We start from the raw sequence: 14,623 nt of genomic DNA, 5'->3' as shown, positions 1-14,623 counted from the left end.
ACACAAAAAAAGAAGCAAAGAAGTTACTCTTTGCTCCTATTTCATCCCTTAATGCACAAGCATTTTTTTGAATTCTGCCGTCAATAACGGCACGACATCAAACAGGTCCCCGACGATTCCGTAATCTGCAACCGAGAAGATGTTCGCTTCTGGATCTTTGTTGATGGCGACGATGACTTTCGCATTCGACATACCGGCTAAATGTTGAATCGCTCCAGAAATACCACAGGCGATATATAAGTCTGGTGTAACGACTTTACCGGTCTGACCGATTTGTAAGGCATAATCGCAATAGTCCGCGTCACACGCACCACGCGATGCACCGACCGCTCCACCGAGCAAGTCCGCCAGTTCTTGGAGCGGCGCAAATCCATCAGCACTTTTGACGCCTCGTCCACCCGCGACGATGACTTTTGCTTCCGAAAGATCCACACCGCCTGTCGCTTTACGGACGACTTCCGAGACGATGGTCCGTAAATCCTTTAGTTCAACCGTCACGGATTCAACGGTTCCTTCCGAAGCACCTTCAGCCAGCGGTTCGATATTGTTCGGACGAACGGTAAAGAGAATCTTTCCTTCCGACACTTTTACTTTTTCAAAGGCTTTTCCTGAATAGATTGGACGGATGAAGGAAGCCTCCGTACCTGTTCCTTCGATCGACGTCACATCACTGATCAAGCCGGCTTGTAACTTCGCCGCGATTTTAGGTGACAGATCTTTCCCGAGCGACGTATGACCAAAGACGATGACGTCCGGTGCCACACGTTCAATCAGTTGCATGAAGACTTGTCCGTAACCGTCCGGTGTATAATGCTGCAACCGCTCATCTTCGACGACGAGAACTTGATGGGCCCCTCGTGCAGCAAGTTGTGAGGCATCCGCTGCGACATTTTGTCCGATCAGGGCCACCACGACTTCATCTGCCACGAGGTTCGCCGCAGCAATCGCTTCAAATGAAACATTCCGTAAATTGCCGTCACGTGATTCTGCAAGTACAAGTGCTTTTGACATATCGTTTCTTCCCCCTTAAACAACTTTTGCTTCGTTGCGTAATAATGAAGCGAGTTCCTGTACTTGAACCGAAAGATCACCTTCGAGGATTTTACCGGCTGCTTTGTTTGGCGGTAAAAAACGTTCGATCGTCTCGAGTCGTGGTGCCAACTCGTCTTCATCCAATTCCAGGTCGGATAATTCCAGTTCTTCGAGCGGTTTCTTTTTCGCTTTCATGATGCCCGGAAGACTCGGATAACGTGGTTCATTTAATCCTTGTTGGGCGGTGACGAGTAACGGCAGCGACGTCTTGATGACTTCTGTATCCCCTTCAGCGTCACGTGTGACGACAGCGTCCGTACCTGTCAATTCAAGCTTCGTAATCGTCGTCACGTACGGAATATCCAGCAACTCCGCAACACGCGGCGCCACTTGTCCGCTTCCCCCGTCAACGGCGACATTTCCGGCGATGATCAAATCCACCGTCTGCTCTTTCAAGTAACCGGCCAAAACTTCTGATACCGAATAGTGATCCGCTTCTTCGATATCATCTTCAATCGAGATACGGACCGCTTGATCAGCACCCATCGCAAGGGCAGTCCGGAGTTCTTTATCCGCGTCCTCCGGTCCGACGGTGACGACCGTCACTGTTCCAGAATGGGCATCGCGAACACGAATCGCCTCTTCCACCGCATACTCATCATAAGGATTGATGATAAACTCGGCACCATCCTCTTCGATTTGACCATTTTCAAGTTGGATTGCCTCTTCCGTATCAAACGTTCGTTTTAACAAGACATAGATTTCCATTCTTCGTTCCCCCTCTGTCAACTTCTATTGACCACCATCATTTTTGTATCCGCTTACAAAAAGTTTGTTAGGAAAAGGGCTTAACTCAGCCCTTTAATTAACATCCGATGAATCCCGTGACGCGTTTCGAGCAAATCGTATTTAAATCCGCTCGCCATCCAACTTGTCACGACTTCGTCAATCGTTCCAAATACCATCTGTCTCGCCAATCGATAATCAAGCGTCTCTGAAAATTCGCCGGACTCCATCCCGTTTCGGATGACACGATCAATCAAGTGAAGATATGGTTTAAGCACCGTTGCGATATTGTGGCGCATCTCTTGATTGGATTGTCGTAACTCGATTTGGGTGACGACCGCTAAATCATAGTCCACCGACAGTTGCTCAAGGTGGGCTTCGATCAGTGCCGCCAGCTGTTGTGTCGCCGATTGATGAAGCGCAATTTGCGCTTCCGAATACTCGATGAAACTGCCCATCTTCGCTTGGAACAATGAAATCAACAGATGTTCCTTGTTCTTGAAGTAAAGATAAATCGTTCCGTCCGCTACGCCAGCTTCTTTGGCAATCGCCGTGACTTTGGCACCGTGGTACCCATTTTTTGCAATCACCTTAACTGCAGCATCAATGATGCGATCACTCTTAGACATCGTTCTTTTCATAAGGCTATCTCCTAACACATAAAATGAATGATGGTTCATTCATATTTATTCTATCATGTCTTTTTGAGCTGTCAACTGCTTTCTTCCAGCTGTTTTGCGCGTTCTTCCTCAATCAGTACCCGACGGAGAATTTTACCGACAAAGGTTTTCGGTAACTCTTGTCTGAACTCGTATTGTTTCGGTACTTTAAACGATGCCAGGCTTTTGCGGCAGAATTGATCGAGTTCTTCTTCCGTCGTTACACTGTCATCTTTCAAGACAATAAACGCCTTGACCGTTTCCCCCCGATAAGCGTCCGGAACCCCGATCACAACGGCTTCTTTCACCGCCGGATGTTCGTACAGGATTTCCTCGACTTCCCGCGGATAGATGTTAAAGCCTGATGCGATGATCAAATCTTTTTTCCGATCAACGATCCGGAAATAATGATCTTCTCCGACATATCCAAGATCCCCCGTATGCAACCAACCATCGCGTAAAACGGCTTGCGTGTCTTCCGGACGTTTCCAGTACCCCTTCATGACTTGCGGACCACGGACGAGAATTTCCCCGATTTCTCCAGGTGCGGCGGGTGTTTCTCCGTCCGGTTGGACAATCTTCGCAATCGTATCCGGAACAGGGATCCCCACCGATCCCGGGACACGTTTGTCCCAGATACAATTCGTATGCGTCACAGGGCTCGTTTCCGATAACCCGTATCCTTCAACGATCCGTCCGCCTGTCACCTGTTCAAATTTTTCCTGTACTTCAACCGGCAATGGTGCCGATCCCGAGATACACGCTTCGATTGATGACAAGTCATATTTTTTCAACTTCGGATGGTTCAACAAGCCGACATACATCGTCGGTGCCCCCGGGAACAGATTCGGTTTTTCCTTATCAATCGTCTTTAAGACTTGTTCCAAATCAAATTTTGGTAAAATGATTTGTTCATAGGCATTAAACATACCGAAGTTTAAATTACAGGTCATGCCGTAGACGTGGAAATAAGGCACGACGGCTAATAACTTCCGTCCATCCCCCCGCGAATACTTGTAGAACCACTGGCTGATCTGCTCTACGTTGGCACTCAAGTTAAAGTGGGTCAACATGACTCCTTTTGGTGCCCCGGTCGTTCCTCCTGTATATTGTAACACTGCGATGTCTTCTTTCGGATTGATTGCAATCGGTTCGATCATTTCAGCACCGCGGTGTGATAAAAACGGAATCGAACCGGTCGTATCGATGATGATGTTATTGTCTTTGCGGGATTTGATCGGATACAGCTTGTTTTTCGGAAAAGTCAGATAGTCAGCAATACTCGTTGTGACAACCGTTTTTAAAACCGTCGTTGCTTTGACGCGTGAGGCTTTCGGATACAGTAAATCCAACGTAACGAGAATCTTCGCACCGGAGTCGACCAAAATCTGTTCCAGCTCACGATCAGTATACAGCGGATTAACTTGGACGACTGTTCCACCTGCGTACAATACTGCATAATAACTGATCATATACTGGGGACAGTTCGGTAACATCAAACCGACCCGGTCACCCTTCTCGAGTCCGGCGTCTTGCAGGACTTGGGCAAAGCTTCGGGCCTCTTGGCGCACTTCCTGGAACGTCATGCGTTTTCCCAGAAAACTGAGTGCACGTCGTCCCGGAAATTCGTCTGCCGCCTCTTCAAGTGCTTGATAGAGCGGTATCTCGCGATAGGCGATTGATGCAGGTACTTGTTCCGGATAATCCTTTAACCATGCTGAATCCATTCCAATCCCTCCCTGTGACTGAATTACTATTCATTTTTATTATACGTGTAATTTGTCCACAGCGGCTAGTCCTGATCCAAAATAAATTTCACATTTTTCCCAATCAGAGGTATTTTGAGCACACCACAAAAAAACCACCTGCCCTTTCGCAAGTGGTTGCTTTGATCGATCGTTAGCGTGACGGATAGGTGAATCCCTCACCGATGACTTCACGTACTTTATGAATGACGACAAAGGCACGGGGATCCGCCGCCTCGACGATTTGTTTCAGCGGTGCAAGTTGGCGTTTATCGACAATCATGTATAACATGTCGTTTTTCTGTTTCGTGAAATGACCATGGCTGTGAATGACCGTCGCACTGCGACCGAGTGTTTCGGTCAAAATCGTTGCAATTTCTTCCTGGCGGTGACTGATGATCGTGACCGCTTCACGGACATTGAGTCCTTCGCTGACCAGATCAATTAAATACGAACCGATGATGATGGCAATCAACGTATAGAGCATCGTTTCTTCTCCAAACAGGAATCCGGAAGCTCCGACAACCGTCACGTCGATGATGAACATCGAAACGGCAATCCCTAAATTCAAGTACTTGTTCATCAACCGGGCGATGATGACACCGCCGCCGGTCGTCCCGCCTGCGCGAATGACAAGTCCGATTCCAAGACCAATCAGAATTCCTGCGTAAATCGTCCCGATCAACCGGTTATCGGAAGCCGTCGCGAGCGACGCCGTTGCCGACAGGACAAATGAAGTCGTCGCAACTGAAATCACGGAATAAATCATCGTCTTCCGGCTCAAGAACCGGTACCCGATGATGAACAAGAGTGCATTCGCAATCAAGGACACCAATCCGGTATTCCAGCCGTACAGATAGTAGAAAATAACGGTAATCCCGATCAGTCCGCCTTCCGATAAGTCATTCGGGATCGTGAAGTAGTTGATCCCAAACGCAAGAATCGCTGAACCGACGATGATCCAAAAGATATCTTTCCAGGAAATCAGTTGCATCGCTTCAAAAGCGCGCCGCCGTATTTCATTTGTATTGGTTTTTCTTACATTCATGTAGTTTCCTCCTTTGTTTTTCTTTCGTGGGTCCCAATAAAAATTCCGTACTGAATCGAGCTCAGTACGGAATAATCACTTGGCACAGCCAGTTCTTTTAATTCATGAAAATCCAAAGTATGCCGACGACCAAAAAGGCAATCGATACGCCGAACATGATTTTTGCTAACCGTTCTAACACGTACTCACCCCACTAACGCCGAACCAATGACATAAGACATGCCGATTGATAATGAACAGGAAATGATCCCGACCGCGATATTTCCTTTTTCGATCTCTCGGTCAACCGGGAGATTCGGTGTCAAGAATTCAAAAATCCAATAAGTCGAAATCAGTAATAAAAATCCGAACGCACTTTCTAAAAAGATGGCACCCACACGTTGTTCGCTTTGAACGGCGAAATGAACGATGTTCGCCAGACCAATGATCTTGCCACCCGTTGCGAGGGCAACCGCAATGTTTCCACTCTTGATATGTTCCCAGTTTCGGTACCGGGTTGTCAACTCAAAAAGTGCCAAGCCCATAATGATCAATAATCCTGCCACCGAATATAAAGCCGTCGTGTAGACATAGACGTTTTCAAAAATATTCACCTGACGCGCCTCATTTCAATTCAATGATCGTCACACCATGACCACCTTCACCTTGACCTCCAAGGCGATGGGTTTTGACATGACGGTTTCCACGCAGATACTCTTGCACCCCTTGACGCATCGCACCTGTTCCGAGTCCATGGATGACACGAATCTGTTCGTAGTTCGACAGTAAGGCCTGATCCATGAAGCGGTCGAGTTTCGAGAGACCTTCTTCGACACGAACTCCCCGCAGATCGAGTTCTGCCGATGCCGCGGACTGTTTCGTCACACTTGTCCCGCCGGACCGTTTTTTGGTTTTGGAAGCCGATTTCGCTTCGCCGACCTTCGCGAGATCACCGGGTTTGACGTTTACTTTCATGATCCCGACTTGAACGGTATACTCTCCGTTTGAGTTTTGATTGATGATGTACCCTTTTTGGTTGAACGTCGTGACTTTGACTTCTTCCCCTTTTGCAAACACAGGTGTTTGATTCGATTTAGCCTTCACCTTGGCGATACGCTGATCCTGCAAGGTCGGTTTGGCCTGTTCGAGTTGTTTGCGGGCTTCAATCAGTTCATGTTCTTTGACAGCGCCTGCATCCCGCAACTCTTTTAGACGTTTGATGACGGCTTCGGCTTCTTTTTGTGCCCGTTCGACGGCACGTGTTGCTTTTTCTTCTGCTTTTGCTAAAATCTCATTTTTCTCTTGATGGATTTCCGCTTGTTCCCGCTCGAATTCTTCCCGCTCTTCGATCAATCGTTGTTGTTCTTGCAACAATTCCCGTTCCAGCGATTCCGCACGTTGTTTCGCTTCTTCCAATCGCCCGATCATCGTTTCGACGGACTGGGCATCACTTCCGACTTGATCGCGTGCCGCATCGATGACCCGGTCTTCAAGACCCAGCCGCTTTGAAATCTCAAAGGCATTCGAACGTCCCGGTACACCAATCAACAACCGATAGGTCGGGCTGAGTGATTCGACATCAAACTCCATCGAGGCGTTGACGACACCTTCCCGGTTGTATCCATAGGCTTTAAGTTCAGAGTAGTGAGTCGTCGCGGCAACACGTGCGCCACGCCGTTTCACTTCGTCCAAAATCGCAATGGCGAGGGCCGCTCCTTCTGTCGGATCTGTCCCTGCTCCCAATTCATCAAACAAGACGAGACTCATGAAATCAATTTTTTCCATCATGGAGACGATGTTCGTCATGTGCGAACTGAACGTCGACAGGTTTTGCTCAATCGACTGCTCGTCACCGATATCGGCATAAATCGCATCAAAGACACTGAGCTCCGTCTCGTCGGCTGCCGGCACATACAAACCGGATTGGACCATTAACTGGAGTAAACCGATCGTTTTCAATGTGACGGTTTTCCCCCCCGTGTTGGGACCGGTAATGACGAGCGACGTAAACTCGCCGCCTAACGATACGGTGATCGGCACCACTTCGTCATCCGGAATGAACGGATGACGGGCTTCTTTGAGAATGACATGACGGTTTTCATTTAAACGTGGTTCAACGGCACGAATCGTATGACCATACAAGGCTTTCGCCATGATGAAATCCAGTTCTGCCAAGACATCGACGTTAATCCGCAACGAATCGCCCACCGATCCGACGAGTGCCGAAAGTTGGGCTAAAATCCGTTCGATTTCCGCCCGCTCTTTTAGACGCGCTTCTTGAATTTCATTGTTGGCTGCAACGACAGCTTGCGGTTCGATGAATAATGTCGCACCGGACGCCGATTGATCATGAACGATTCCGCCAAACGCCTGCCGGTACTCCTGTTTGACCGGCACACAGTAACGGTCGTTTCGCATCGTGACGATGGCGTCGGATAACATCTTCGATTTACTGCGTAATACACCGTCGATTTTCGAGCGGACCTGGCCTTCAAGTGAACGCAATTGACTGCGTAAAGCTCGGAGTTTATCACTCGCTGAATCCTGAACCGTTCCTTGATCGTCAATCGCGTGACGGATTCCTTGTTCAATCTCCACCAGTTTCGTAATCTGTTCGATCCGGCTGTCTAGCGCCGGTAAACGGAGATCCGGGTGGTCTTCATGCAAGCGTTCTTGAAACGCTTTGACTTGTCGTCCGGAATAGACGACATCCGCAACGGCAAGCAGTTCGCTCGTCGAAAGGACAGAACCGATTTCAGCTCGTTTCACCTCACTGCGGACATCGGTCAAGCCACCGAACGGATAACGATCGCGTAAGCGGTAAACCGTCGTTGCTTCCGTCGTCAAGGCGAGTAATGCTTTCACCTGTTCAAAATCTTCTGCCGGCTCCATCTTCCGCACGAACTGTGCACCGAGCGAACTCGCCGTCTGCTTGACGAGTAATTCTTTTAATTTATCGTATTCTAATACACGTAGTGCATTGGCATTCATTTATTTCACTCCTAAACGTTTTCGATCAAAAAAAGCCCGCGCTTCTTCTGCTGTCCACGTATTGATGACATCGGATGGTTCCAAATATGCTTTACGTGCATGCAGGACACCAAGTTTCATATCTTCTAACATTTCCGGCCGATGCGTGTCGGTATTGATCATGATTTTGACGCCTGCTGCCTTCGCTTTCGCAAGAGACGCCGCCGTTAAGTCAAACCGAGCGGGATTCGCATTTAATTCCAGTGCCGTGCCCGTCTCTGCCGCCAGTTCAACCAAGCGGTCGATGTTGACCGCATATCCTTCCCGGCGTCCGATGATTCGTCCGGTCGGATGGGCAATCAAAGAGACATACGGATTACGGCAGGCATTTTCCAACCGTTGCATGATTTCCTCTTCCGTCTGATCGAATTTGGAATGAATCGAGGCGATGACATAGTCCATTTCTTGTAAAAACGTATCATCGTAGTCCAATGAACCGTCCGGTAAAATATCCATCTCGACACCGCATAAAATCGTCATCTCCGGATGTTTTTGCCGGGCTGCTTCAATTTCCACCCGCTGTTTCCGTAAGCGTTCTTCCGTCAAACCATTGACGAACTTCATATATTTACTGTGATCAGTAATCGCCATCCACGAATACCCCCGCGCGGCACAGGCATCAACGAGTTCTTCGACGGACAACGTGCCGTCCGACCATGTCGTATGCATGTGGACATCCGCCTGAATATCCGTTTCGCGGATTAACCGGCTTAAATCTGCCTCGAATTCCAACCGTCCGGCCCGCAGTTCAGGCGGAATGAACGGTAAACCGTAACGGGCGAACAATTCGTCCTCCGTTTTCGGTTGTACGAGACCATCTGCTGTCTCAATCCCGTATTCCGAGATGCTTTCCCCTCGCTCTTTCGCAAGTTGCCGCATCCGGACATTATGATCCTTTGATCCCGTGAAATGGTGTAACGTCGAAGCAAACGCCAAATCATCGACCAACCGGAAATCGACTGCAATATAGGCATCGTCCCGTTTCAGGACGATCGATACTTTCGTCTCCCCGGCAGCAATGATTTCATCGATCTGTTCGATTTCCAGTAATTGTGCTTTTACCTCTTTTGGGTGCTCGGTCGAGATGATGAAATCAAGATCCTTACACGTTTCTTCCGCCCGACGGAAGCTGCCCCCGACTTCAAAACGGATGATCTGATCGATTCCCGCTAATGTCCGCTCCAGTTCGCTGACACTTTTACGCATGACGCCGTATGGCAATCGTTCTGGTCGTGTTTCAAAGGTCTCGAGTGCCTTACTGTATTTTTCAACCGTCTTTTTCCCGAATCCTGGCATTGCTTCTACTGTACCATCCGCCAATTTTTCCGCGAAGGAATCTGCATCAATGACACCGACTTCATGCAATTTCGCCAACTTTTTCCCACCGAGTCCCGGTATTTTCAGCAGGGCAATCAATCCTTCCGGCACTTGCTGTTCCAGCTCCGTCAAAGCCGTACTTGATCCGGTATCGCGGAATTCTTCCAGGACCGTTGCCGTTCCTTTTCCGATACCTTTCATCGCCGTAAAGTCCTCAATCGCCATGAAGTCGAGTTCTGCTGCTTCAAGCAGGCTGGCTGCCTTACGAAACGCATTGATTTTAAACGGATTTTCACCCTTTACTTCCAGATAAACTGAAATTCGTTCCAAATGTCGAATGGCGTCTTGTGTTGTCCGCATGTTCAATTCTCCCCTCAAAAAAAGCTCCCTTTCAACGGGAGCACGTTATTTTATCAAACCGACTTTTTCCATCAACCATTCTGCAAGCAACGGTGTATGTTGAATCATGAAGGAGGCTAAGCTTGAATTGGCGATGGCATCTTGAATCGACTGCACCGGTGCAAAAGCCGCCAAGAACAGAATCAAGAAAATGAAGATGTACATCTCAATGAAACCGAACACACCACCCAAGAGCCCTTTTACCTGCTTCAAGATTGGAATGTTCGTTAAGGAATCAAACATCGCAATGATGATCGATAAGATGATTTTCGTTCCAAAAAATAAGACGATGAACCAAAAGGCCTTATAAAAAACTTCATCTAGTCCAACTGAGCTTGGAATCGAAAACATCGTCAAGTCAATTCCCGCATCGTCCAGTGTCGATGGGTACGGAATCCATAATTTAAATTGTTTGGCCAGCTCATCGTAAAACGATAACGCGACGATAAACGAGATGATTAAACTCAACAAATGTCCCGCCTGCAAGACTACTCCGCGACGCACACCCGTCATCGTTCCTAAAGCCAGAAACAATAAGATTACAAAAGAAATCATTTTTAAAGCTCACCCAAATTCTTTTTAATTTTTACATAATCACTACCGATATTGAGAGCTGCTAAAACAGCAATTTGACGAACATCTAGTTGTGGGGCTTGGTCTCTAATTTCACGAATTTTCGTATCCACGAGGAGACCCACTTCGCGTACATGTTCAGGTGACTCCGTTCCGACAATCGTATAGTCATTCCCTGCGATATGAATCGTCGTCCGGTTCAACCCTTCTGAATCAGCCATTTTCCTGTCCTCCTCATACTTTGCTTCTTTCATATAGTACCATCATTTTTCAAATAGGAAAAGAAGTCCACCATCCGTCTTAAGGATGGTATGCTTATTTTCGAAAGGGTGATCATGTTATGGGAACGGTCGTATTAAAGTTAACAAATGAAAAACAAGAGTCCGTCATTTCTGATTTTGAAGGAGCGCGTATTTCGCCTCCTGCTTACGCACGTTTTGCCGCGCGTACACCAGGATGTATCGTGACGGTCTATAATTCCGGAAAGGTGATGTTTCAAGGACGAGACGCTGAAACCATTTCCGCCCGTTACGGATCGGCGATTGCCAAAAAGACTGCTTCCACGGCAAGTGCGACCCTTCCGGAGGGATTTGCCAAGTGGTCTGTCGTCGGAAGTGACGAAGTCGGAAAAGGTGATTTTTTTGGTCCGTTGGTCGTCGTCGCCGCTTATGTCGATCATTCACACATCGAACTGGTCCGTGAGCTTGGTGTCCGTGATTCAAAAAACGTCTCTGATCCGGAAATCCGCAAAATTGCACGGGACCTTCATGCTGTCATTCCGTATGACTACCGTATTTTACATACTCCGGAGTACAACCGGATGCAACGAACGATGACACAAGGGAAAATGACTGCCCTGCTTCACAATACGGCGCTGAACGGTTTACTCGAAAAACTGGACCACCCGCCGCAGGCGATCTTGATTGATCAGTTTGCTGAAAAAGCAACGTATTATAAACATTTGTCAGGAGAAGCGAAACAAGTCAAAGACAATGTCTACTTTTCAACAAAGGCAGAAGGACTTCACGTTGCTGTCGCTGCCGCGTCCATCCTGGCACGTGCCATCTTCCTCAAGGAGATGGATCAGCTGAGCCGACAGGCAGGAACCGAGATTCCAAAAGGAGCAGGTGCCCAGGTCGACCAGGTCGCCGCTTCCCTTTTGTTGCGTTACGGACCGGATCGTCTGAAGGATTGGACGAAGTTTCATTTTGCCAACACGAAAAAAGCACAAGCATTAGCCGAAAAACGAAGCCGACCATGATTTCAGCATGGTCGGTTTTTACATCGCGGATTCTTGACCGGACAATCGGCTTAATTCTTCCGTCAAAATCTTCATCTCATCAAACGGCACATCATTCATACCGATCCGTTCAAACCGTTCATGCCCTTTTCCGACAATGACGATTCGTTTTCCCGTCAAAGCGATTTTCGCTGCAATCTGCAAGGCTTCTTTTCGTGTTTCGTGACACGTGATGATTTTCCGGGGGGCAATCTCTGCAATCAGTTCCTTGATGATTTGTTGCGGGTTTTCCCGTCTTGGGTCATGAACGGTGACGATGATTCCCTCACAGTACTGACTGGCAATTCGTCCCATCTCCTGTCGTTTTGAACGATCACGTTCTCCGGCGGCACTTAAGACCATGTATAGCGGTTCGTTCGGAACAGACAATGCCTTTAAACATTTTTCCAATCCGTCTGGAGTATGGGCATAGTCAATGTAGATTTCACATCCGTCAAACGGAACACGCTCCAGCCGCCCTTTTGGTAAACGAAGCTCCGGTATGTGCCGAATCAGTTGGTACATGTTGACCTCACCCGCACGCATCAAGCCGATGGCTGCTGCCAGATTCGCGGCGTTGAAGTCACCTAAAAGAAAGACCGGGACTTCCGTGACGGTTCCGTCCAAACGGACCCGGACGGTTTCCTCCTGCCACTCGACAGCAATCGGAGCATCTGACGCTTCCTCTGTCGCATACCACAGGACCGGCACTCCGTTTGCAGCTTTAGCCATGAGTGCACTCGTTGGATCTGCCTCGTTCAGGACAACAGCTTTTCCTCCGCTTGTCGCCACTTGTTCAAACAGCAACGCTTTTGCTTCAGCATATTCCTCCATCGACGCATGATAATCCAGATGATCGTGTGTCAGATTCGTAAAGGCAGCCGCATGGAACTGAACCCCTTCGACCCGCCCTTCCATGAGGGCGTGTGAGGAGACTTCCAACACACAATCCGTCACACCTTGTTCAACCATTTGATGTAACAATCGATGCAGAATGACGGCTTCCGGTGTCGTATTCGGGGTGTCAATCATCTCGCCGTCAATCATCGCTCCGACGGTACTGATCATCCCTGCTTTATGTCCGGCGGAGCGGAATAAATCATACGTTAATTTCGTCGTCGTCGTTTTGCCGTTCGTCCCTGTTATGCCGTAAACCCGGAGCTGTCGGCTTGGGTGGTCATAAAATAAGTCGGCAATTCGTCCGGCCGCCTGCTTTGTATTCGGTAACACGATGACCGGGACAGTCATCCCTTCAAGTGGTTCTTCCGCTAAAATCGCGACCGCACCGTTCTCTGTTGCTTCTCGTGCATACTGGTGCCCGTCTACCGTGTAACCACGTACACAAATAAACAAACTTCCTGTTGTCACTTGGCGTGAGTCTGTTTCGATACTCGTAACGATTGGGTCTTCCTCACACGTAAGCTGAAATAAGGCAATTAATTCTGACAAGTGTTTGTATGGACGATTCATGGTGTATGTTCTCTCCTTTTATGTGTAAACGAACGGTAGCTACATTCTGACTGGTTTTGTTTAAAAAAAGAACACAAGTCGTTTCATCTTCAGCTAAACTTCAGATAGTCATGATACAACTGAGGAAGAGGTGAAAATGAATGACACATATTTTAATCGCGGAAGATGAATTTGACATCCGTGAACTTTTGACCGAGCTGTTGGAATCCAGCGGTTATCAAGTCACGAGCGCCGCTAATGGCATGGAAGCTCTTAAGCTTCATCAGACGGCTGCCTTTGATTTAATCATATTAGATATCATGATGCCGTTTTTCGATGGATTCGAAGTCGCGCAACAAATTCGAAAAAGCTCTCAAACACCTATCATTTTCTTGACCGCTCTACAAGATGAGGAGAATCAGGTGAAGGGGTTTGATCTTGGGATTGATGACTACATCGCGAAACCTTTTTCGTTACGTGTCTTGTTGCGCAGAATCGAAGCCATCATTCGACGCATTCAAACGAATGTCGAAGAAGAACTCTCTTTTCGTGAAATTACCCTATTTCCGGCAAGCTATAACGTTTTAATTTCTGGTAACGCTATCATTTTGACGTTAAAGGAATTTCAAATCCTTCATTTACTGCTTGAACATCCTGGTCGTGTTTTGGAACGGGAACAACTGATTCAACAACTATGGGGATTTGAAGCATTCGGAGACACCCGTTTCCTGGATACGCACATTAAAAATCTCCGAAAAAAAATCAATGTCCCGTACATCCAGACCGTAAAAGGAGTCGGATACAAACTTGAAGCGCATCATTAAACGTCATCGGATCACGTGGAAATTATTTTTGTTAACCGTTAGTTTACTGATAATTGCCGTCCTGTCAACCGTGGGCTTTTTATCAAAATCAGACGATAATACGCCCACTTCTAAACTTTCAGGGCGAAGCTCTAGTGCAAGTGGGAGATGAATCGTCTTCGGGCAAAGCGTGTCTTGCGACACGTCAATTGCCCGACACTCTTGGTTTGAAAACAATTAAAATCAGGAATAAAAAAAGAGTCATGTTCTTTGAAAACTGAAGATATAGAGTTGTGACAGGAAGTTCGTCTGTCACGTAAAATCTTCAACGTTCACCTTGTGGATGACCGAAGTAGCGAAAACCAAGCAGAGTAGGCATCCGCATAAAAGAAACGGACAAGATCAACGTTCAACCGTCGGGACGACGGGGTTAGCCTGATAAATTTTTGACCGCTAGGTTGAATAACTCAGGAATCCTCCATCTCCTAGCAAAGCGTAGGTGGAGGTAGTTCAAGCGGACACAA

At 47.7% G+C, this 14,623-nt stretch carries 13 protein-coding genes; 2 read left to right on the top strand and 11 right to left on the bottom strand.

Translation table 11 applies throughout. From position 1 onward, the window contains the following. Positions 1-48: 48 nt before the first annotated feature. The 10 genes from P397_RS0105675 to zapA form a co-directional block, all read right to left on the bottom strand. Positions 49-1,011 (bottom strand): electron transfer flavoprotein subunit alpha/FixB family protein, encoded by a 963-nt coding sequence (locus P397_RS0105675; RefSeq protein ID WP_028105889.1) that lies wholly within the window; start codon positions 1,009-1,011, stop codon positions 49-51. Positions 1,012-1,026: 15 nt separating this feature from the next. After that, the gene (locus P397_RS0105670) at positions 1,027-1,800 is read right to left on the bottom strand and encodes an electron transfer flavoprotein subunit beta/FixA family protein (protein WP_026832376.1); all 774 of its coding nucleotides are present in this window, start codon (positions 1,798-1,800) and stop codon (positions 1,027-1,029) included. Positions 1,801-1,880: 80 nt separating this feature from the next. Further along, complete coding sequence (locus P397_RS0105665) at positions 1,881-2,459, bottom strand: TetR/AcrR family transcriptional regulator (RefSeq protein ID WP_026832375.1); 579 nt, start codon at positions 2,457-2,459, stop codon at positions 1,881-1,883. A 71-nt stretch (positions 2,460-2,530) separates the two neighbouring features. Further along, positions 2,531-4,204, bottom strand: a complete 1,674-nt coding sequence (locus P397_RS0105660; RefSeq protein WP_035387583.1) for an AMP-binding protein — start codon at positions 4,202-4,204, stop codon at positions 2,531-2,533. Between the two features lie 172 nt (positions 4,205-4,376). Then, positions 4,377-5,270 carry a YitT family protein gene (locus P397_RS0105655; protein ID WP_035414072.1) on the bottom strand — a complete coding sequence of 298 codons (894 nt, stop codon included), beginning with the start codon at positions 5,268-5,270 and terminating at the stop codon, positions 4,377-4,379. A 185-nt stretch (positions 5,271-5,455) separates the two neighbouring features. Further along, entirely contained in the window at positions 5,456-5,863 is a 408-nt protein-coding gene (locus P397_RS0105645; RefSeq protein ID WP_012371039.1) for a DUF350 domain-containing protein, read from the bottom strand. 10 nt (positions 5,864-5,873) lie between these two features. Beyond that, positions 5,874-8,240 carry an endonuclease MutS2 gene (locus P397_RS0105640; RefSeq protein WP_028105887.1) on the bottom strand — a complete coding sequence of 789 codons (2,367 nt, stop codon included), beginning with the start codon at positions 8,238-8,240 and terminating at the stop codon, positions 5,874-5,876. Further along, positions 8,241-9,956, bottom strand: coding sequence for a DNA polymerase/3'-5' exonuclease PolX (gene polX / locus P397_RS0105635; protein WP_028105886.1), 1,716 nt, complete (start codon positions 9,954-9,956; stop codon positions 8,241-8,243). A gap of 45 nt (positions 9,957-10,001) precedes the next feature. Next, complete coding sequence (locus P397_RS0105630; RefSeq protein WP_026832370.1) at positions 10,002-10,550, bottom strand: CvpA family protein; 549 nt, start codon at positions 10,548-10,550, stop codon at positions 10,002-10,004. A 2-nt stretch (positions 10,551-10,552) separates the two neighbouring features. After that, positions 10,553-10,789, bottom strand: a complete 237-nt coding sequence (zapA, locus tag P397_RS0105625) for a cell division protein ZapA (protein ID WP_012371043.1) — start codon at positions 10,787-10,789, stop codon at positions 10,553-10,555. A gap of 119 nt (positions 10,790-10,908) precedes the next feature. Here zapA and rnhC point away from each other — a divergent pair, with 119 nt between their 5' ends. Continuing rightward, positions 10,909-11,829 (top strand): ribonuclease HIII, encoded by a 921-nt coding sequence (rnhC, locus tag P397_RS0105620; protein WP_028105885.1) that lies wholly within the window; start codon positions 10,909-10,911, stop codon positions 11,827-11,829. A gap of 18 nt (positions 11,830-11,847) precedes the next feature. Here the strand turns inward: rnhC and P397_RS0105615 are convergent, their stop codons facing one another. Next, complete coding sequence (locus P397_RS0105615; RefSeq protein ID WP_028105884.1) at positions 11,848-13,317, bottom strand: UDP-N-acetylmuramoyl-L-alanyl-D-glutamate--2,6-diaminopimelate ligase; 1,470 nt, start codon at positions 13,315-13,317, stop codon at positions 11,848-11,850. A gap of 140 nt (positions 13,318-13,457) precedes the next feature. Here P397_RS0105615 and P397_RS0105610 point away from each other — a divergent pair, with 140 nt between their 5' ends. After that, positions 13,458-14,120, top strand: a complete 663-nt coding sequence (locus P397_RS0105610; protein WP_028105883.1) for a response regulator transcription factor — start codon at positions 13,458-13,460, stop codon at positions 14,118-14,120. Positions 14,121-14,623: the final 503 nt, after the last annotated feature.

Source organism: Exiguobacterium undae DSM 14481, assembly GCF_000620805.1.
Lineage (GTDB): Bacteria > Bacillota > Bacilli > Exiguobacteriales > Exiguobacteriaceae > Exiguobacterium_A > Exiguobacterium_A undae.
This window is presented reverse-complemented; position numbering and strand designations above follow the sequence as displayed.